Raw genomic sequence first — 20,444 nt, forward strand, 5'->3', positions numbered from 1 at the left:
TTTTAATAATAGAATTTTCTTTACTCAAAATTTATTATTTTTTTATAGGTTAACCATTAAAGATTTTATTATCTTTAAACTTGATAACCAAATTTAATTTTATTTTGACTTATACTTTTCGTTGCAAAACTAACGAAAAAAAGAATGAGACACTCTAAATACGGAATGAAATTGACTGCAATTAACAGTCTTCGTACATGGGCATTCTAAGTAAGTGAAAAGTAATTTATACCATTCATGTTGACAATAAAAAACGAGATTCATAGTGCCTTAAAAAAATATTTTGGATTTAATCAATTCAAAGGCCTACAAGAAGATGTAGTAACAAGTATTATTTCTGGAAATCATACATTTGTGATTATGCCTACCGGAGGCGGTAAATCTTTATGTTATCAATTACCGGCGTTAATGAAAGAAGGTACAGCCATTGTGGTGTCTCCTTTAATAGCATTAATGAAAAATCAGGTCGATGCCATTCGTGGGATTTCTAACGATGAAGGTGTGGCACACGTGCTAAATTCATCTTTAAACAAAACCGAAGTTAAGCGAGTAAAAGAAGATATTATTAACGGGGTAACCAAACTGTTATATGTTGCTCCCGAGTCGTTGACAAAAGAAGAAAATGTTGAGTTTTTGCGTACGGTAAAAATATCATTTATGGCCGTTGATGAGGCGCATTGTATAAGTGAATGGGGACATGATTTTAGACCAGAATATCGTAATTTAAGACATATTATTGGGCGTATAGGTGATAATATTCCAATAATTGGTTTAACGGCAACCGCGACACCAAAAGTTCAAGAAGATATTATTAAAAATTTAGGTATTTCTGGGGCAACCACTTTTAAAGCTTCGTTTAATAGACCTAATTTATATTATGAAGTACGTCCAAAAACTAAAAATGTAGATGCCGATATTATTCGGTTTGTAAAACAAAATGAAGGCAAATCGGGTATTATATATTGTTTAAGTCGTAAACGTGTAGAGGAATTAGCCCAAGTATTACAAGTTAATGGTGTAAATGCATTGCCTTATCATGCCGGTTTAGATGCTAAAACAAGATCTAAACATCAAGACCTATTTTTAATGGAAGATTGTGATGTTATTGTGGCAACTATAGCTTTCGGGATGGGAATAGATAAGCCAGATGTACGGTTTGTAATTCATCACGATATTCCAAAAAGTATCGAAAGTTATTACCAAGAAACCGGTCGTGCAGGTCGCGATGGCGGAGAGGGTCATTGCTTAGCATACTACGCTTATAAGGATATTGAAAAGTTAGAAAAATTTATGTCGGGTAAACCCGTAGCCGAACAGGAAATTGGGCATGCTTTGCTTCAAGAAGTAGTTGCTTTTGCGGAAACATCTATTTCGCGGCGTAAGTTTATTCTACATTATTTTGGTGAAGAATTTGATACGGAAACTGGAGAAGGCGGTGATATGGATGATAATGTTAGGCATCCAAAAAAGAAAGTTGAAGCTAAGGATGATGTGAAATTATTACTTGAAATTATATCCAAAACTAATGAAAAGTATAAGTCTAAAGATTTAGTAAATGTATTAACAGGTAAAGAAAATGCCTTAATAAATTCTCACAAAACAAACGAACAAGAGTTTTTTGGCAAAGGAAAACATAAGGATAATAAGTATTGGATGGCACTATTACGTCAGGTGTTAGTTTTCGGTTTCCTTAAAAAGGATATCGAAACCTATGGTGTCATAAATATAAAAGATTCTGGAAAGGCGTTTATGGAAAACCCAGTATCATTTATGATGACGGAAGATCATATTTTTGATGGAACACAAGAAGATGGCTCTGTAATTACAGCAGCCAAAGGAGCAAATGCCGTTGCCGATGCTGCTTTAATGCGCATGCTTAAAGATTTACGAAAAAAGAATGCCAAAAAATTAGGTGTGCCACCATTTGTCGTATTTCAAGATCCATCGCTCGAAGATATGGCGTTAAAATATCCGGTAACTATTGCCGAACTTGGTAATGTACACGGTGTTGGAGATGGGAAAGCTAAAAAATACGGAAAAGATTTTGTAGCACTTATTGCTCAATATGTAGAGGATAATGATATTACACGTCCAGATGATTTGGTTGTGAAATCGACGGGGACAAATTCGACCAATAAACTCTATATTATTCAAAATGTCGATAGGAAATTACCGTTAGATGATATTGCATCGTCTAAAGGCATGTCTATGGAAGATTTTATAAAAGAAATGGAGGCTATTGTGTATTCTGGAACCAAATTGAACATCGATTATTGGATAGATGATATTTTAGATGAAGATCAGCAGGAAGAGATACACGATTATTTTATGGAATCTGAAAGCGATAATATAGACGAGGCGATAGAAGAGTTTGATGGTGATTATGACGATGAAGAGCTACGGTTATACCGTATCAAATTTATAAGTGAAGTTGCTAATTAATATAGCCTTTTTATAGAATTGCATTTTTGGTTTTAAAAGCTTCATATTTTCTATGTAACCGAAAAAACAAAGCACAAGATTCTTAACTACAAACTTACTTCCTTATATTTGCACTTTCTTAAAAATAACAATGATGCAAGACGGATTATACGCAAAATTTAACACCACTAAAGGAGAAATTCTAGTTGGTTTAGAGTACAAAAAAACACCAGGAACAGTAGGGCATTTTGTAGCTTTAGCTGAAGGAAACCTTGAAAACAAAGTAAAACCACAAGGAACACCTTATTACGATGGATTAAAATTCCACCGAGTTATTGAAGATTTCATGATTCAAGGGGGATGTCCACAAGGAACAGGAGCAGGAAACCCAGGTTATAAATTTGATGATGAATTTCATCCAGATTTAAAACACGACGGACCAGGCGTATTATCTATGGCCAATGCAGGACCAGGAACCAATGGAAGTCAGTTTTTTATTACCCATGTTGAAACAGCTTGGTTAGATGGTAAACATACCGTTTTTGGAAAAGTGGTTGAAGGACAAGATGTGGTAAATACTATTGCTCAAGGAGACTTAATAGATCGTTTAGAAATTATTAGAGTTGGTGCAGAAGCAGAAGCTTTTAATGCGGTAGAATCTTTTAGAACTTTTGAAGGATCTCGTGCAAAACGAGAAGCAGAAGCTAAGGCGGCAGCCGAAGCAGAACTGGATAAATTAGCATCTGGATTTAATAAAACTGAAAGTGGTTTACGTTACCAAATTTTACAAGAAGGTAATGGAGTAAAAGCTGAAAAAGGTAAAACGGTTTCTGTTCATTATAAAGGACAATTATCTGATGGTACAGTTTTCGATTCTTCATACAAACGTAATGCTCCAATCGATTTTGCTATTGGCGTAGGACAAGTTATTCCAGGATGGGATGAAGGTATTGGCTTATTAAAAGTTGGAGATAAAGCCCGTTTAGTAATTCCTAGTCATTTAGGATACGGAAGCGCTGGTGCTGGTGGAGTAATTCCTCCAAATGCAACTTTAATTTTCGATGTAGAACTTATGGCTGTAAAGTAAGCAGAGAACAACTTTTTTTGAAAAAAAAAGTTAGTGAATCGCTTATGCCGAGTGAAACTTCAATATTTAGAATATATCATGGAAAAGCACCTCTTATAGAGGTGTTTTTTCTTTTAATCGTTTTCTTAATACCAACAAACTGGTGATGTTTTTAATTTATCGAATTTATTCTTCCCAAAGTACTTTAAAATATACTTTTGCAACATGAATAGTATAGTTGAAACAAGTTTTTATCCTCAAGTGTTAAAGGAGTTTAATTATCCGTTTGGAAATGTTTTTATTTTCGACAAATTTGTTCTTTCTGAAATTGACGAAGGTATCGATTTTGGTTGGGATAATGGACGAACTATTATACAGGATGTTTTTGGTTTTCTTGGAACATCCAATGGTGCGACTGTTAATTTTATTTCTAATAGGGTAAATTCATATTCTGTTATAGCCACCGATTGGATAAAATTTTTTAATAATAATTATCTCTTAAAATCTTATATTGTGGTGTTTGATAAATCTAGATTTTCTAATTTGGAGATAGAAAAATTGTTTTTTAAAGGGAATATAAAACATTTTACAGCGTTAGATATAGCTGTTAATTTTGTCGAAAATGATATGGTAGAAATGATCTAGTATTGTTTTATATTTGTTTCCATGACAGATAAAGAACTTCAAAAACTTAAATACCCCATAGGTCAATTTATTTGTCCAGAAAAAATTACTTTACAACATCTTGAAAGTTGGATTTCAATATTAGAACACTTCCCTGATAGATTAAATCATTTAGTAAAAGGATTAACAAACCAGCAGCTAGATACTCCATACCGACCAGAAGGTTGGACTATTAGGCAGGTGGTTCATCATTTATCCGATAGTCACCACCACAGTTACACCCGTTTTAAATGGGCTTTAACAGAAGATAAGCCTGTAATAAAAGCTTATTTTGAAGAACGTTGGGCAGAATTAATAGACTCCAAATCGGCACCGATAGCTATGTCTTTAGCACATTTACGTGCCATTCATTTTAAATTAGTGTATTTACTAAAAACCTTATCGGAAGAAGATTTACAAGTTTGTTTTATTCATCCGGAAACCCAAAGTGAAGTGCCGTTAAATTATAATATTGGCAACTATGCTTGGCATAGCAATCACCATTATGCTCATATTGAAAATCTAATGAAATTAAAAGGCTGGATTTAAAATGATAAGAAAAGCAACGCTTACCGATGCTAAGGCACTTTTAGAAATTTACAACTATTATGTTATAAATACCGTGGTTACTTTTGATGAAACCCCTATATCTTTAAGTGTTTTTAAAGAAAAAATAGCACTTATTTTAAAAGGTTACCCTTTTTTCGTCTATGAAGAACATAATGAAATTTTAGGCTTTGCCTACGGTAGTAAATTCAGACCAAAACCCGCTTATAATTACACTGTAGAATCTACGGTTTATGTTAAAAATGGAGCGCATGGCAAGCAAATAGGATCTAAATTATACGCCGAGTTAATAGCAGGTTTAAAGCAACAAAAATTTAAATCGGTTTTGGGCGTTTTAACCATACCAAACCCAGCGAGTGTTAAGCTGCATGAAAAGTTTGGGTTTACTCAAGTTGCCCTTCTAAAAGACGTTGGTTTTAAGTTTGACACTTGGCTAGATGTTGGTATTTTTCAATTGAAACTTAATTAAGCTTTTTTCCATTTAATACCACAACCTATGCTCGGTTTTTGTGGGCTATCATTATCTATATTACTAATTAAGCAATTTAATGCGTGGCGTAAATCTTTACCTGTAACGGGAATGTTATTGCCAGGTCGCGAATCGTCAAGTTGTCCTCTGTAAGTTAATTCAAGATTTGAATTGAATACATAAAAATCAGGGGTGCAAGCAGCATCGTAAGCTTTTGCCGTTGCTTGGCTTTCATCATATAAATAAGGGAAGGGGTAGCCTTCATTAAGGGCATGAATCTTCATTTTTTCAGGGCTGTCTTGCGGGTAATTAACACTATCGTTACTGGAAATAGCGATACAGGTAATACCTTTTTCAGAATAATCATTAGCCAGTCGAACCAATGCTTCATTTACATGAATTACAAATGGACAGTGGTTGCAAATAAACATAATAATAGTGCCAACTTCACCCTTTAAATCATTAAGGTTTAAAGTTGTTCCAGAAACCGTATCGGGTAATGAAAAATAAGGTGCTTTTGTTCCTAAAGGCAGCATATTTGATGGGGTTTGAGCCATAAATAAAATTTTTATGCTAAGTTCGCAATTTTTTGTATTTTTAAAAAATGAACGAACTAATAACTTTTGAAGATTTTTCTAAAGTCGATTTACGCATAGGAACCATAATCAAAGTGAACGATTTTCCTGAGGCTAGAAAACCAGCTTATCAATTAACTATCGATTTTGGGGATTTAGGCGTTAAAAAAACATCGGCACAAATAACTACACTTTACAGAAAAGACGATTTATTGGAAAAACAAATTGTGGCTGTTGTTAATTTTCCGAAGAAACAGATCGCCAAATTTATGAGTGAGTGCTTGGTTGTAGGCGCGGTAAAGGCTAAAGATGTTATGTTGTTAAACCCAGAGCACAAAGTGAAAAACGGAACTCCTGTTTTGTGATTTTAAGACGTTTTAACCGATGTGAACATTAATATTATATGTAGTGTGTTTGGTGCTGTTTAACTCGTATTACCGTTAACCATTGTAAATTTATTGACTCCCTATGTATGGGAGTTAAAAGTATGTTTGTGCTTGCTTTATTAACCACAAGGGCATAAAAAAAACCGTTACAATTTTATGTAACGGTTTTTTTTATTTAATCTATTAAATATCGTCAAAGTTAATATCCGTAAAACTTTCTGGAGTTTTTAAATCGGCTTCGGTAACTCGCGAACTATTATCTTCACTGGAATCATATTCTTTTTTGAAATCTTTTTGATGACGCTCACTAATCACTTCATCACCTTTTTCTTTTATGATATAATCGGTCATTTCGCTTAGAATATCTTTAAACTCAGTAAAATCTTCTTTATAAATATAAATTTTATGTTTTTTGTAATGAAAGGAGCCATCATCATTCGTGAATTTTTTACTTTCAGTAATTGTTAAATAATAATCTTCTGCTTTTGTTGCTCTTACATCAAAAAAATAAGTGCGTCTTCCTGCTCTCAATACTTTTGAAAAAATCTCCTCTTTCTCCATCATACCATTATTGTTCATAATTATATAGAAATTTGTTTTTTATTCTAGTGTTTCAAAAATCTAAAAAAAACCTAAGTAAACCAACATTTTAATGAGTTTCTTTTAAAAAAGTGAAATTTAATTACCGAAAGAATCGATTAATTTGTTGTAAGTGTTTTATTTTGAGGTTGTTTCGCTAAGTTGCTTTAAATATAAATGTTGATAATAGCCATCGATATCAATAAGGGTGTCGTGTGTGCCTTGCTGAACAATTTTACCATCTTCCAAAACTATTATTTTATCTGCGTTTTTAGCCGATGATACGCGGTGACTAACTATAATTGTGGTTTTTCCTTTGGTAAGTTTGTTTAAGTTTTTAAGGATTTTCTCTTCGGTTTCGGTGTCGACAGCCGATAAGCAATCATCGAAAAGTAATATTTTTGGTAGCTTTATAATAGCGCGGGCAATGGAAACTCGTTGTTTTTGTCCTCCGGAAAGGGTAATACCACGTTCGCCTAAAATGGTATCGTAGCCATTATTAAATTTCATAATGTTTTTATGAACTTGTGCGTTTTTCGCAGCTTGAATCACTTCGTCATCGGTAGCATCTTGTTTTCCGAATTTAATATTGTTTTTTAAACTATCGGAAAACAGGAAAGCTTCTTGTGGAACATAACCAATAGCGTCTCGTAAATTTGTTAAGTTTACTTGGTTAATTTCTTGTTTGTTAATGGTAATGCTTCCTTTATCTATATCGTAAAGGCGACCAATTAAGTCTAAAATGGTTGTTTTTCCAGATCCGGTTTTACCAATAATAGCAAGTGTTTCTCCTTCGGTGATATTAAAGCTAACATCATGTAAAGCTTGAATATTAGTGTCATCATAAGTAAAGGATACATTTTTAAACTCGATATCACCAGTGATTTCTGTTTCAGTTTTAACCGTGTTTTTAATTTCTGGTTCTGTTTGCAAAAATTCGTTAATTCGTTTTTGCGAGGCTTCTGCTTGTTGCACAATAGAGGTTACCCAACCTACAGTCGCTACGGGCCAAGTTAGTAAGTTTACATAAATTATAAATTCGGCAATGGTACCAATACTTTCAATTTCACCATTAATATATTGCATGCCACCAATGTAAATTACAATAAGGTTGCTAATGCCAATTAATAAAAGCATCATAGGGAAAAACCAGGCTTGTACTTGGGCTAAGCTAATTTGTTTTTCTTTGCTTTTTTTAGCCAGAATCGAGAAGTTTTCTGCCGTTTGTGGCTCAATGCCATAGGCTTTTATTACTGAAATTCCGCTAAAAGATTCCTGAGTAAAGGTGGAAAGTTTGGATAAATATTCTTGTACAATAGTGCTTCGTCTATGTATTTCTTTACTTAATTTATAAATAACAATGGATAGAATTGGCAAAGGAATAATGGTGTACATTGCTAACGACGGCGATTCCTTAAACATATAAATTAGGGCAATAACAAAAAGGGTTATTGTGTTTATACTGTACATTATGGCTGGGCCAGCATACATACGAACACGCCCAACATCTTCGCTAATCCGGTTCATTAAATCACCGGTTCTATTTTTTTTATAAAAATTTAAAGATAGTTTTTGGTACTGTTCGTAGATTTCATTTTTTAAATCGAATTCAATATATCGCGATACATTAATAATATATTGACGCATAAAAAAAGTAAGGATACCGCCAATAATAGCGGCACCAATAATGTATAGAATCGTTTCAAAAAGTTCCGCCTTAAAATCTTCAATAGGAATATTGCCGTTAAAATATTTTTCGATGACAATAAATATTTTTTTTACATAACGAGGTGTAAAAAGCAAAAATATTCGGGCTATTATAGTTATAAAAATCCCGATTAAAAGGTTAGTTTTATATTTTAGAAAGTACTTATTTAAATGTTGTAATTCTTTCATTTATTTTAAAGGAAATAAGTGGCAAATATACGGTATTCATTGTAATTTATAATGTCGATATATTATAAGCAATTGTTAAATATAGTCTAAAGGGTTTCCAAATAATAAAGTGTTTAAAATCTGTTTTTATTTAAATATAGTGTTATTTTTGCCGAAGGAAAGCAATAAAAAATTTTCAACCTAAAAGAAGTTCTTTGTAATGATGTTAAATAGAAGACATATTCGTGTAAAAGTAATGCAAACCCTATATGCCTTTAAAGGTAGTGAAAGCGATGATTTTAGTAAAGATCAAAAATTTCTGCTGTACAGTATAGATAATATGTATAATCTTTATCTGTTACTTATTTCACTAATTATAGAAGTGCAAAAAAAAGCCGAAAGTAATTTAGAGAAAAAACAAAATAAACATCTTGCAACTAAGGAAGATAAAGATCCCAACCGGAAGTTTGTTAATAATGAAGTGTTTCAGGTATTATTGAATAGCACCGATTTAAAAGACAAATTGGAACTCTACAATATAAAAGATTGGGAACTAGATGGAGAGTATGTCGATGTTGTTTTTAAAGCCATTACTACTAGTGAGTTGTATGAAGACTATATGAAAACTAACACCTCTAGTTTTAAAGAAGATAGAGAGTTTTTAGTAGATGTTTTTAAAGAAATTATTGCGCCAAACGACAAACTTTACGAATATTTAGAAGATAAAAATTTAACATGGTTGGACGATTTGCCGACGGTAAATACCACCATTTTAAAGTTACTTAGAAAGGTGAAGCCTTCATCTATAGAAAATCATTTTACACCAAAATTATATAAGGATTTAGAAGATAAACAATTTGCTATCGATTTGTTTAGAAAAACCTTGTTGAATAGAACAGCCATAAATAAGGAGATAGCATTGAAAACAAAAAACTGGGATTCAGATCGTATTGCTAATGTAGATTATGTGCTATTGCAAATGGCTATTTGTGAAGTAAAGAACTTTCCTTCTATTCCAGCAAAAGTGACTATTAATGAGTATTTGGAAATTGCAAAAGAATATTCTACACCAAAAAGTAGTGTGTTTATTAATGGTATTTTGGATAAGTTAGTGAAAGAATATACCGAAGCAGGAGCCTTAAACAAAATTGGCCGCGGATTGCTGTAGGTTAATTTATGTTAAGAGTGTTTTAAAAATTTAAAAACCATTAAATAATTACTATTTTTACAACTTCAATTTAAAATTATTAAAAATGAGAAAAATACTTTTAGGATTAGGTGCCTTATGCTTGTTAGCATTAACATCATGTAAAGATAACAATGCCGCTAAAAAAATTGAAGAAGCTAATGTTGCAGCAGCAGCAGAAAGAGATGCAAAAGCCTCTAAATTTCCTGTAATTGAATTTGAAGAAACAATTCATGATTTTGGCGAAATTGAAGCAAAAAAATCTGTTGAAACCGTTTTTAAATATAAAAATGTTGGAGAAGCGCCTTTGGTTATTACACACATAGCAACGTCTTGCGGGTGTACAGTACCGGAAAATTGGTCTAGAGAACCATTGCCTGTTGGTGAAACGGCCGAATTTACCGTTAAATATAATGGTAGCGGTTCTGGTAAAATATCTAAAAGCTTAACCCTTACAGCAAATACAGAAAAAGGGAAAGAAGTGGTTAAAATTACGGCAATTGTTAAAACAGATTCTAATGCGCCAGCATAAGTTTATATAAATCAACGGTTTTAAGTATTTGCAATAAGTTTAGCATACAACCCGACCACGAAGGTCTTAATAACGATTAATTAAAATATAATGGGAGAAGGAATTGGTAGTTTATTACCGTTTGTATTAATGTTTGTAGTTGTGTATTTCTTTATGATTGCACCACAAATGAAACGAGCAAAAAAGGAAAAAAAGTTTATAGCCGAATTAAAACGCGGTGATAGAGTAATCACTAAAAGTGGTTTACATGGTAAAATTTTTGAAATCAATGAAAAAGATGATAGCTGTGTTATAGAAACCATGTCTGGGAAATTAAAATATGAGCGTTCAGCACTTTCTTCGGAAATGAGTGCGAAGCTTAATGCGCCAGCTGTTGATAAAAAATAAATAGTAACGTTTTTATAACGTGAAATAAAGCAAAAAAAGAACCTATTTGGGTTCTTTTTTTTTGCTCTATACTGAATATATTAATGTCTTATTCTTTATTATAAGCAAACTAATACCAGCGTTTTTTCTTCTTTTTAGAAGCTACACTTTTACGACCCTTTTTGTGTTTGCTTCCCGTTTTTTTCGATTTATGTACTATAGGTTTTGCTTTTGGATCTAAAGGGTAAGGATGCTCATCGATAATATCTATCTGCATTTGTATAAGCTGTTGTATGGCTAATATGTAGCTTTTTTCATCTGCGGAGCACAAGGAATATGCCATCCCTGTTTTTCCTGCTCTGGCGGTTCTTCCAATACGGTGTACATAAGTTTCGGGTATGTTAGGGATGTCAAAGTTTACTACGGCGTCCAAATCGCTAATATCAATACCTCGTGCAGCAACATCGGTGGCAATAAGAATATTAACCTCGCCATTTTTAAAGCGAAGTAAAGCATCTTGGCGTGTCGTTTGGCTTTTATCACCATGAATACTATCCACTTTATAGCCATTTTTTGTTAAGGTTTTTTCAAGCTTATCGACACCAAATTTAGTACGTCTAAAAATAATAATATGACCTTTTATGGTATTTCTAAGTAAATGTAATCCCAATTCTATTTTACTTTGTTTAGGTACAAAATATAATAATTGATTAACGTTTTTGGATGTTGAAGAGTTTTGGGCCACTTCAACACGTTCAGGTTCGTTTAATATGGTATTTGCTAATTGCTCTACTTTATATGGAATCGTTGCCGAAAACAATAAAATTTGTTTTTCGCTAGTACATAAACGTTCTACTTTTTTAACATCGTCAATAAATCCCATATCGAGCATTAAATCGGCTTCATCCAAAACAAGGGTTTCTACGTAATCTAAATTTAACGCATCTTGTTTATGTAAATCGAGTAAACGTCCCGGGGTAGCAATTAAAATATCGACACCTTTTTTTAATATCTCTTTTTGAGGTTCAATAGCTGTACCACCAAAAATAACAGAAGTTGTTAAATTGGTATACGTACTATAGCGTTTAAAATTATTCTCAATTTGAATCGCTAATTCACGTGTTGGGCTAATAATTAAAGCCTTAATTTTTTTTCCTTTTTTGGGAGCATCTTGGTTATTAAACAAACGCTGTAAAATAGGTAGCGCAAAAGCTGCCGTTTTTCCTGTGCCAGTTTGTGCCGAAACAATAATATCTTTTCCGTTTAAAACTAATGGAATGGTTTTTTCTTGAACCAAAGTCGGATTATCGTAACCGGCTTCGGCTACGGCTCTTAATATTGGGCGATTTAATTGTAAGTCTTTAAATGACATGTATAATAATTTACTGCAAAGATACTATAAACCACTTCAGCTTATTTTAAATACGTTGCTAATTTGTTTCTTTTTTTCTTCGGAAGCGCTTCGTTTTTAATCGCTAATTTTAATAGGTTTTGGTCTTTGTTTTTAGTGTAAATTAAACGAAACATGTCTTGTACGGTTAAGGAATTTTTAGCTTCTTCTTGTAAAATCATAAGGTCTCCTGCTTTTACAAAACCTTCTTTTAAAACCCGAATGTAGCTTCCTGGAAATTCATGGTTTATAAAAGCTTTTAGTATATTTTGATTCTTAAATTTTACACCCAATTTAAAACAAGGTTCACGGGGTTGCGTAATCTGTACCAAAGCTTCTCCAATTTTGTAAATACTGCCGATATATATTTCCGATTCATCGAAATTAGAAATTGTTAAATTTTCACCAAACATGCCCCAGTTCCAATTTAAATTTGGATAGCGTTTTTTCCAATAGTCATAATGTTTTTCAGAAAAAATATAGCAAGCTTTAAATTCCCCACCGTGATATTTACGATCGGTAACCGTGTCTTTTGCTACATCGGTTTTTCCTAAGAAAATAGCTGTGTTTGTTGGGGTTTTGTAAATACCTGTTACAACTTCTTTTTTATTCCAAATTATGGTGGTAGGTGTGGCAGTGTTGGTGGAAATTATTTTCATACTTTGAAAAAAAAGGGCTAATTTATTTCTATGTAAACCATATATACGAAGTTACTCTAATTTTAATTGCTTTACAAGTAAACCATGATATGTGCTACTTTGTTAAAAAACACAGGTAATTATTGAGTTATACCAAAATCAAATGTTAAATTTGTGGTAATAATTTTAATTATAACCTTATTTATGAGTCAGATAATCACCTTTGGAGAAGTGTTAATGCGTATATCACCTCGCGGACATAAAAAATTTATTCAATCTAATATGGTTGAATTTTATTTTGGGGGTACCGAATTAAATGTTGGGATTTCTATAGCAAATTTTGGAGGAAAGGTGAGGCATATTAGTGCAGTGTCGAACGATTTTATTGGAGAAACAGCACTTTCCTATATTAATAAATTTGGAGTTGATACCTCTGCTATTAGTTTGTCTAACCGGCCTTTAGGAGTTTATTTCTTCGAGGTTGGTGCTGTAATGCGCCCAAGTAATATTTCTTACAATCGCTCGCACTCATCATTTTCAGAGATTTTACCAACTATGGTAAATTGGGAAAAAGCTTTACATGGTGGTAAATGGTTGCACTGGACCGGGATTACTCCAGCGCTTACCCAAGGAAGTTATGATACCTTAAGAGAAGGACTCGTTTTAGCAAAACAAAAAGGTTTAACCATTTCTGCCGATCCTACTTATAGAAGTGGGTTATGGAAATATGGTCAGGACCCTAAACAGGCTTTAATAGAATTATTGCATTATTCAACTATTTTTATTGGTGGAATTAATGAAATGAATGAAGTTTTAGGAACTCATTATGGATATTCCAATGAAGATTTTGTTGAAGCCAGTAAACAATTAATAGAAACATTTCCTACTATAGAAAAAGTTTTCGATAAAATTAGAACATCCGTAAATGCATCATGGCATAAAATACGGGCTAGAATGTGGAATGGTATTGAGTTTAGAGAAACCAAAGATTTGGATATTACACATGTGGTGGATAGAATTGGAACAGGTGATGCCTTTGCCGCCGGACTTATATATGGTTTAGAAGAATTGAATGACGATTACAGAGCCATTGAATTTGCAAGTGCTGCTTGTGCTTTAAAACACACTTATGAAGGGGATGTAAATTTGGCTACTGTAAAAGAAGTTATGGGAATTTTAGGTGGTAATACATCGGGAAGGTTAACTAGATAACTTTAGATTTTAATACACATAAAATAAATATTATATGTTATCAAAGGCTGTCCAAAGGGACAGTCTTTTTTTTTGCACTATCTTTTAAATATGAAGTGTTCATTTATAGTGTTTTATGGATATCGTAATTATAATAGTTATTTTGTGGTAATATGACAATTGTCATTGTTGCTTGTGGGGAATTATAATAATTTTATAGTACTAAAAAAAGTAGTCATGGAAGTTAAAAAGAACCCACAATTGGAAATAGGTCGTAATAGTAGTATATATTTTGCTATCGGACTTAGTTTGATGTTATTCCTGTCTTGGCAAGCTTTAGAATTTAAAAGTTACGAGACAGATGAAGATGTTACTTTGGATGTTGTTAACATGGATGTTATTTATGAAGATGATATTCCTATCATTAAGGCAAGTGTACCGCCGCCACCAGCCGCACCACCTGTAGTGGTTACCGAAAGTATTGAAGTTATTGAAGATGATGCGATCGATATTGAAGAAACCGTTTTTGAAAGTACTGAAACCGGACAAGACGATGCTATTTCAGAACATATAGTTGCTGTTGGTGATGTTGTTGTTGAAGAAGTAGAAGAAGAAGTTGAAGTGGCTTTTGCGGTTATAGAAGATGTTCCTGTGTTTCCAGGCTGTGAAGGGTTGGATAAAGCAAAAACTAAAGCTTGTTTTCAGAAAAAAATGCAAGAGCACGTGGTAAAAAACTTTACATACCCCCAAGCAGCGCTAGATATGGGAATTCAAGGTCGTGTTTCTGTTATTTTTGTAATTGATACTAAAGGACATGTAAAAGGTATCCGTTCTCGAGGACCCGATAAAATATTAGAAACCGAAGCAGAACGCATTATTAGTAAGTTGCCAACCATGCAACCAGGGAAACAACGTGGTAAACCGGTTAAAGTAGCTTATGCTGTGCCAATATTTTTTAAATACGAACAGTAATAATAATAGTTTAATTTTATACACAAGCAGTCTAAAACATTTTTTAGGCTGCTTTTTTTGTAAATTACAATTCATCTTAAAAAAAATACGGTTCGGTAATTCAATTTTAAAAAATTAATAGTTCTGTTAGATATTTGTATCATCATTAATAAAGAAATAAATTATCATGGAACAAATAAGAATTAAAATTAGAGGAAGCGATTAGAAAAAGAACAAAATTTAATAATACAAATCTTAAAACTACTAAAATTAAAGCATGACAAAATCAGTAAAATATATTATAATCACCTTTGTGTTGGGCTGTTTTATTTTTTTAATTGGATCTTATTTGCAAAATAGATTTCAGTTTAATTCCCTTAACGATATATTTATTTCGTTTGCTTTTTATCAACTTTATACCTTTGTTTTGGGGTACTCTAATATGTTTTTTTTCGAATATATGGATCGAAAAAATTGGAAACCAACCCAGTATTTAAAACGTATTATTGCAGGGATTTTAGGGTCTACTTGTATTACACTTATAGAATTGTTTTTTCTACGAGCCGTAACCGATATGATGTATTACGGATATTCATTTAAAACATTTTTAGGGCACCAACATTGGCAAAGTTATCAATTTGGGTTATGGGTAACGTTATCTATAGTTACTGGATTTCACGTCGTATTTTTTTATAACCGCTACCAGCAAAATAAATTAAAAGAGCAGAAAGTTATAGCTGGAACGGCTAGCGCTAAATTCGATGCGCTAAAAAACCAATTAGATCCTCATTTCCTATTTAATAGTTTAAATGTATTAAGCAGTTTAATAGAGGAAAACCCTATAAATGCTCAAAAATTTACAACAGGTTTATCTAAAGTATATCGCTATGTTTTAGAACAAAAAAATAAAGAATTAGTAACAGTAAGCGAGGAACTGAAATTTGCAAAAACTTATATGTCCCTGTTAAAAATGAGGTTCGAGGATAGTATTGTTTTCTCTATGCCAGAAACCGTACAAAACCCAGAAAGTAGAGTCGTACCTTTATCCTTGCAATTATTACTAGAAAATGCCGTAAAGCACAATACGGTAAATTCTAGTAAACCATTAAACATAAAAATTTATGAAAGCAACGGGTATTTAATAGTTCAAAACAATTTACAACCTAAACAAATAGTAAAAAAGAGTACAGGCGTAGGTTTAAACAATATTAAGCAGCGTTATGCACTACTAACAAGTAAAAACATAATAATTAATCAACACGCGAGCAGTTTTGCGGTAAGCCTACCCATGCTCACAAAAAAAATAACCATCATGAACACACAACAAACAGAAGTAAACGATCAATATTTAAGAGCGCGCAATCACGTAAACCAACTAAAAGGATTTTATTATAACCTTCTTACATATTGTTTAGTGATTCCTTTTTTAATTTTTGTAAATTATAATACCTTTTGGGGCGTACAATGGTTTTGGTTCCCAATGTTTGGTTGGGGTATTGGGTTATCCATACAAGCTTACCGAGTATTTGTAAATCAAGCTGTTTTTGGAAGAAACTGGGAAAAGCGTAAAATGGAAGAGTTTATGCGTAATGACCGAAACCTTTAGAATTAGATTAACCAACTTAAAAAACACAGCAAGAATGACACAAATAGATCATAACAATAGCAACGATTTTAAAAAGCAAGACGCTTATTTACGTGCCGAAAAACAATTAAAAGCACTAAAAGGATTTTATTCACACGCATTTTTTTACGTCGTCATAAATCTTATTTTAATAGGGGTGGTAGCCTTTCATTCCAACGGCCATTTCTGGAATTTTGGCACATTTAGTACAGCCTTCTTTTGGGGGATAGGTTTAGCCTTTCATGCCATAGGCGTGTTTGCCAAAGGTTGGATGTTTAGTAAAAAATGGGAAGACCGAAAAATACAGGAGTACATGAAAAACGATCAAACCCGATGGGAGTAAATTTGGTTTCCATATAAATAGTAGGGCGTTCCCCTAACGGGTCAGGCTGTCACTACTCAATCTTTTTGTTTTTCACAAAACAAAAAGGATTTCAAACAAACCGTTCCATCCTTAACGCGGGCAAGTTTGCAGAAATAGTTTTTAAGAGCGTGTTTTTGTTAATCTGTAAAATACATATCAAAAAAATAGTATCATGTTCATAGCATATGGCACCCTTAAAAGAAAAACCGTAGTTTTAAAACAGAAATAAAATACATGAATATAATCATTATTGAAGACGAAAAACCATCGGCACGCCGCCTTCAGCGTCAGCTAAAAACTTTAAATTTAGAAACTCAAACCATGCTACATTCCGTAGAAGAATCGATCTCATGGTTTAAGGATAATCCGCATCCCGATTTAATATTTTTGGATATTCAATTAAGCGACGGCTTGTCTTTCGAAATCTTCGAAACTATCGAAATAAAAAGTGCCGTAATTTTTACCACAGCTTACGATGAATATGCGCTGCAAGCCTTCAAACTCAATAGTATCGATTATTTATTAAAACCTATAGACGACGAAGATTTAGAAATTGCGGTAAAAAAATATCAAGAACGTGCACCACAAAAAAAAGGTGTAACCTTAGATTTCAACGATATTAAAAAACTATTGGTAAACCCTATAGATCGGGTTTATAAAAAGCGGTTTTCTGTAAAAGTAGGACAACACTTAAAACTGATTAATATAGACGAAATAGAATGTTTTTATAGCGAAAATAAAGGCACCTATGCCCATACTACCGAAGGTAGAAATTACTTGTTAGACACCACGCTGGATCAGTTAGAAGATGAGCTGGAACCACAAACCTTCTTCCGTATCAACCGAAAATTCTATGTAAATATTAATGCCATAAAAGATATGGTGAGTTATACCAATTCGCGTTTGCAAATAAAGTTACAATCCTATCACGAGCATGAGGTTATTGTGGCTCGCGAACGGGTTAAAGATTTTAAAAACTGGTTGGAGTAGAGGGGCAGCGTTTATAATTTACATAATAGAGGTATGGCGTTTTTAAATAGTCATTTTTTATTTTATCGTATAGTTGGCAGTAAGCTAAAAAAAACATTACTGATTGAATAATTTAGGTTATGAATTTAATATTTAGTACTTTTGCAAAATGAAAGCGACAGTATTAGGACATATAATAACCGACTATGTAAATAGCAAAGGAGTTCCTGTATCACCAAAAAAATTACAGAAGCTTGTTTACTATGTAGAAGCTTGGCATTTAGTTCATCTTAATTCTGAATTGATTGAAGAGAATTTTGAAGCTTGGGTTCACGGACCAGTTGTTCCTGAATTATATCAAGATTTAAAACAATTCGGATATAACGACATTAAAGTACTTAATGACGAACTTGACTCTGCGGAAGAAAGAATCGAAAAAGTTGCAACAGAAAATGATTTAACTGAAAATCAACTTGAACTTATTTACTCTGTTCTAAATAAATATGGAACTTTAAGCTCATTTGAACTTGAAATGCTAACTCATAGTGAGAATCCTTGGATTGAAGCTAGAGAAGGTTTTCCACCTCACGAAAGATGCAATAACGTAATTCCTAAAGATAGAATGAAAGAATTCTATTTAGCCCAATTATCTGCATAAATGGCTAAAAAGGGTAAGAAGAATAAAGGATTTGATATACCAGACCCAAAAAAGCAACTTGAAAATGCTATAAATTCATTATCCAAATATAAAGTCGGAGAACAAGGTATTCCATTTCATTCTGTAAAAAATTTAAAACCATTTTTTGCATTTGACTATTTATCACTTGATAAAACTGATTTATGTTTTAATTGTAAAACTAACGACCGAGATGATTTATTAGGATTATTGGAAGGACTAAAAAAAGTTTCCTCATTTACTTACGAAAGTATGCGACTAACTAAAGCTTTGAGGTTTCATTCAATAGATTTATGGGATAAGGAAGTAAATTTACAGCCTAAAGATTTTTTAAAAATATTAGCACCTAGCTATCGTGGAATGACAGAAAATGAACTTCCTACTTTATATCAATTTGACTTACAATATACAATCGAAGCTAGGGCAGTTGGATTTTTATATAAAGGTATTTTCTATTTAGTTTGGTATGATAGAAATCATATCATATACCCGAAAAAATAAGGCCGACTTCCAACAAAGTACTGTGGTAAAAAACAAGTAAAACCTCATTAACTTTTCACTAAAACACTTCTATAATTATTATCATAGGTTAGACCAGATTTTGCGATAGCAAAAGCCTGTTTTAAAAGCTTATTACAAACCGCTATATATAATTTATTGCTGGTTCTAGCCTACTTACGAAAATCCTCGCGGATTTTCTATTCGGTTTTTATTTACTATATTAGATGCTTAAACCACGCAACAAACCATATACAAACACGTTATTTTTTTACCAATCTACGCATAGCTACCCATTGTTTCAGCATATCGCGAGCATCTTGTGCAGGATAACCTAAAACGGTTTGTCCGGCTTTTACATCGTTCATCACGCCCGATCCCGCACCTACGGTGGCACCAGAATCTATTTTAGTGTGGTCTTTTATAGAAGCGCTTCCGCCAATAATAACACCATCGCCTAAAGTTACAGAACCTGCCAATCCACTATGTCCAGCCATAATACAAGAACGTCCCATAACACTATTATGAGCGACTTGTACAAGGTTGTCAATTTTGCAGCCATCGCCAATAATGGTGGAACTAAATTTGGCTCTATCGACACAAGAATTTGCACCAATTTCCACAAAATGTCCAATAATAACATTTCCTATTTGTGGAATTTTAACCAAGCCTCTACCATCGTCACTTGGTCTGTATCCAAACCCGTCGGCACCAATACTCACGTTGGTATGGAAAATACAGTTACTACCAATAATACAGCGCTCACGAATTACGGTTCCCGACCACACTATGGTTTTATCACCAATTACGGTCTCGTCGAAAACGCAAACATTAGGATATAGAATAACCTCGTTACCTAATTCTACATCTTTACCAACATAGCAGTTAGCACCAATTTTACAACCGTTTCCTATGGTTGCTGTTTCGTGCACCACAGCGGTTGGGTGAATATCGGTATCAAAAACAGGAGCGGGTTGATTGTATAGCTCTAGTATTTTAGCCATGGCTAAATCGGCGTTTTTCACTTTAATAATAGCGCGATTATCGCCGGGTTCAATTTTTAAATTATCGTTTACTATAGCAGCACATGCTTTTGAGTTGGCCCAAAACTTGATATATTTAACACTTCCAACGAAAGTGATATGATTGCTGTTTGCTTGTTGTAATTGTTCTGGTCCTTTTATGTCTTGAGTTGTATGGCCTATTAATTCACCTTTTAATACCTCGTTAATTTCCTCAATAGTATATGACGTTTTCAAATTTTTATAATGATTAGTTGATTAGTATTCGTAAATCTAACTTAAAAAAATGAAATCGAGTGGTATTATATAAATATCTTTAAAATTGAGGATGGTGTGTTTTGGTTATGAATGATATTTTTAAAAAATTAGAAACTGTTTTACTTTTATTTAGAATATAAAAAAACGCTCTTTCCAAAAGTATGGAAAAAGCGTTTTT

22 protein-coding genes are annotated in these 20,444 nt (G+C 32.9%); 16 read left to right on the plus strand and 6 right to left on the minus strand.

Going from position 1 to position 20,444, the window contains the following annotated elements; genetic code table 11:
- Nucleotides 1-237 precede the first annotated feature (237 nt).
- The 5 genes from FQU21_RS13925 (at nt 238) to FQU21_RS13945 (ending at nt 5,186) form a co-directional block, all read left to right on the plus strand.
- A complete protein-coding gene (locus tag FQU21_RS13925; RefSeq protein WP_147678619.1) occupies nt 238-2,442 on the plus strand; it encodes an ATP-dependent DNA helicase RecQ in 2,205 nt (734 codons plus the stop codon).
- Between the two features lie 133 nt (nt 2,443-2,575).
- Nucleotides 2,576-3,508 (plus strand): peptidylprolyl isomerase, encoded by a 933-nt coding sequence (locus FQU21_RS13930; RefSeq protein ID WP_147678683.1) that lies wholly within the window; start codon nt 2,576-2,578, stop codon nt 3,506-3,508.
- A gap of 204 nt (nt 3,509-3,712) precedes the next feature.
- Nucleotides 3,713-4,132, plus strand: coding sequence for a hypothetical protein (locus tag FQU21_RS13935; RefSeq protein WP_147678620.1), 420 nt, complete (start codon nt 3,713-3,715; stop codon nt 4,130-4,132).
- A gap of 21 nt (nt 4,133-4,153) precedes the next feature.
- The gene (locus FQU21_RS13940) at nt 4,154-4,699 is read left to right on the plus strand and encodes a YfiT family bacillithiol transferase (protein ID WP_147678621.1); all 546 of its coding nucleotides are present in this window, start codon (nt 4,154-4,156) and stop codon (nt 4,697-4,699) included.
- Between the two features lies 1 nt (nt 4,700).
- Nucleotides 4,701-5,186: a GNAT family N-acetyltransferase gene (locus FQU21_RS13945; RefSeq protein ID WP_147678622.1), complete on the plus strand. Its 486-nt coding sequence runs from the start codon at nt 4,701-4,703 to the stop codon at nt 5,184-5,186.
- On the opposite strand, the gene FQU21_RS13950 is transcribed toward FQU21_RS13945, so the two are convergent.
- Entirely contained in the window at nt 5,183-5,743 is a 561-nt protein-coding gene (locus FQU21_RS13950; protein WP_147678623.1) for a thioredoxin family protein, read from the minus strand. The two genes, FQU21_RS13945 and FQU21_RS13950, sit on opposite strands and share 4 nt — an antisense overlap.
- Nucleotides 5,744-5,790: 47 nt before the next feature.
- Between FQU21_RS13950 and FQU21_RS13955 the strand changes: the two genes are divergently transcribed.
- Nucleotides 5,791-6,126 carry a tRNA-binding protein gene (locus FQU21_RS13955; RefSeq protein WP_147678624.1) on the plus strand — a complete coding sequence of 112 codons (336 nt, stop codon included), beginning with the start codon at nt 5,791-5,793 and terminating at the stop codon, nt 6,124-6,126.
- Nucleotides 6,127-6,330: 204 nt separating this feature from the next.
- Here FQU21_RS13955 and FQU21_RS13960 read toward each other — a convergent pair whose 3' ends face one another.
- Together FQU21_RS13960 and FQU21_RS13965 are read right to left on the minus strand one after the other, a co-directional pair.
- Entirely contained in the window at nt 6,331-6,726 is a 396-nt protein-coding gene (locus FQU21_RS13960; protein WP_147678625.1) for a PUR family DNA/RNA-binding protein, read from the minus strand.
- A gap of 138 nt (nt 6,727-6,864) precedes the next feature.
- Nucleotides 6,865-8,622 carry an ABC transporter ATP-binding protein gene (locus FQU21_RS13965; RefSeq protein ID WP_147678626.1) on the minus strand — a complete coding sequence of 586 codons (1,758 nt, stop codon included), beginning with the start codon at nt 8,620-8,622 and terminating at the stop codon, nt 6,865-6,867.
- A gap of 199 nt (nt 8,623-8,821) precedes the next feature.
- Here FQU21_RS13965 and nusB point away from each other — a divergent pair, with 199 nt between their 5' ends.
- The 3 genes from nusB to yajC all read left to right on the plus strand — a co-directional run bounded on the left by nusB (nt 8,822) and on the right by yajC (nt 10,706).
- Nucleotides 8,822-9,769 carry a transcription antitermination factor NusB gene (nusB, locus tag FQU21_RS13970; protein WP_246124840.1) on the plus strand — a complete coding sequence of 316 codons (948 nt, stop codon included), beginning with the start codon at nt 8,822-8,824 and terminating at the stop codon, nt 9,767-9,769.
- An 85-nt stretch (nt 9,770-9,854) separates the two neighbouring features.
- Entirely contained in the window at nt 9,855-10,319 is a 465-nt protein-coding gene (locus FQU21_RS13975; RefSeq protein WP_147678627.1) for a DUF1573 domain-containing protein, read from the plus strand.
- Between the two features lie 90 nt (nt 10,320-10,409).
- Nucleotides 10,410-10,706, plus strand: a complete 297-nt coding sequence (gene yajC / locus FQU21_RS13980) for a preprotein translocase subunit YajC (protein WP_147678628.1) — start codon at nt 10,410-10,412, stop codon at nt 10,704-10,706.
- A gap of 109 nt (nt 10,707-10,815) precedes the next feature.
- Here yajC and FQU21_RS13985 read toward each other — a convergent pair whose 3' ends face one another.
- Both FQU21_RS13985 and FQU21_RS13990 read right to left on the minus strand, forming a co-directional pair.
- Nucleotides 10,816-12,057 (minus strand): DEAD/DEAH box helicase, encoded by a 1,242-nt coding sequence (locus FQU21_RS13985; protein WP_147678629.1) that lies wholly within the window; start codon nt 12,055-12,057, stop codon nt 10,816-10,818.
- A 41-nt stretch (nt 12,058-12,098) separates the two neighbouring features.
- Nucleotides 12,099-12,734 carry an MOSC domain-containing protein gene (locus FQU21_RS13990; RefSeq protein ID WP_147678630.1) on the minus strand — a complete coding sequence of 212 codons (636 nt, stop codon included), beginning with the start codon at nt 12,732-12,734 and terminating at the stop codon, nt 12,099-12,101.
- Nucleotides 12,735-12,917: 183 nt separating this feature from the next.
- Here FQU21_RS13990 and FQU21_RS13995 point away from each other — a divergent pair, with 183 nt between their 5' ends.
- The 7 genes from FQU21_RS13995 to FQU21_RS14025 all read left to right on the plus strand — a co-directional run bounded on the left by FQU21_RS13995 (nt 12,918) and on the right by FQU21_RS14025 (nt 18,989).
- Nucleotides 12,918-13,925: a sugar kinase gene (locus FQU21_RS13995; RefSeq protein ID WP_147678631.1), complete on the plus strand. Its 1,008-nt coding sequence runs from the start codon at nt 12,918-12,920 to the stop codon at nt 13,923-13,925.
- A 216-nt stretch (nt 13,926-14,141) separates the two neighbouring features.
- Complete coding sequence (locus tag FQU21_RS14000; protein WP_147678632.1) at nt 14,142-14,876, plus strand: energy transducer TonB; 735 nt, start codon at nt 14,142-14,144, stop codon at nt 14,874-14,876.
- Between the two features lie 256 nt (nt 14,877-15,132).
- Nucleotides 15,133-16,461 carry a histidine kinase gene (locus FQU21_RS14005; protein ID WP_147678633.1) on the plus strand — a complete coding sequence of 443 codons (1,329 nt, stop codon included), beginning with the start codon at nt 15,133-15,135 and terminating at the stop codon, nt 16,459-16,461.
- On the plus strand, nt 16,445-16,822 hold the full coding sequence (locus FQU21_RS14010; protein WP_246124841.1) for a 2TM domain-containing protein: 378 nt from the start codon (nt 16,445-16,447) through the stop codon (nt 16,820-16,822). The genes FQU21_RS14005 and FQU21_RS14010 overlap by 17 nt, the downstream gene beginning before the upstream one ends.
- Before the next feature lie 255 nt (nt 16,823-17,077).
- Nucleotides 17,078-17,833 (plus strand): LytR/AlgR family response regulator transcription factor, encoded by a 756-nt coding sequence (locus FQU21_RS14015; RefSeq protein ID WP_147678635.1) that lies wholly within the window; start codon nt 17,078-17,080, stop codon nt 17,831-17,833.
- Nucleotides 17,834-17,981: 148 nt separating this feature from the next.
- Nucleotides 17,982-18,470 carry a Panacea domain-containing protein gene (locus FQU21_RS14020; protein WP_147678636.1) on the plus strand — a complete coding sequence of 163 codons (489 nt, stop codon included), beginning with the start codon at nt 17,982-17,984 and terminating at the stop codon, nt 18,468-18,470.
- A complete protein-coding gene (locus tag FQU21_RS14025; protein ID WP_147678637.1) occupies nt 18,471-18,989 on the plus strand; it encodes a hypothetical protein in 519 nt (172 codons plus the stop codon).
- 260 nt (nt 18,990-19,249) lie between these two features.
- Here the strand turns inward: FQU21_RS14025 and lpxD are convergent, their stop codons facing one another.
- Entirely contained in the window at nt 19,250-20,245 is a 996-nt protein-coding gene (gene lpxD, locus FQU21_RS14030; protein ID WP_147678638.1) for a UDP-3-O-(3-hydroxymyristoyl)glucosamine N-acyltransferase, read from the minus strand.
- Nucleotides 20,246-20,444: the final 199 nt, after the last annotated feature.

Source organism: Algibacter pacificus (genome assembly GCF_008033385.1).
Taxonomy (GTDB): Bacteria; Bacteroidota; Bacteroidia; order Flavobacteriales; family Flavobacteriaceae; genus Algibacter; species Algibacter pacificus.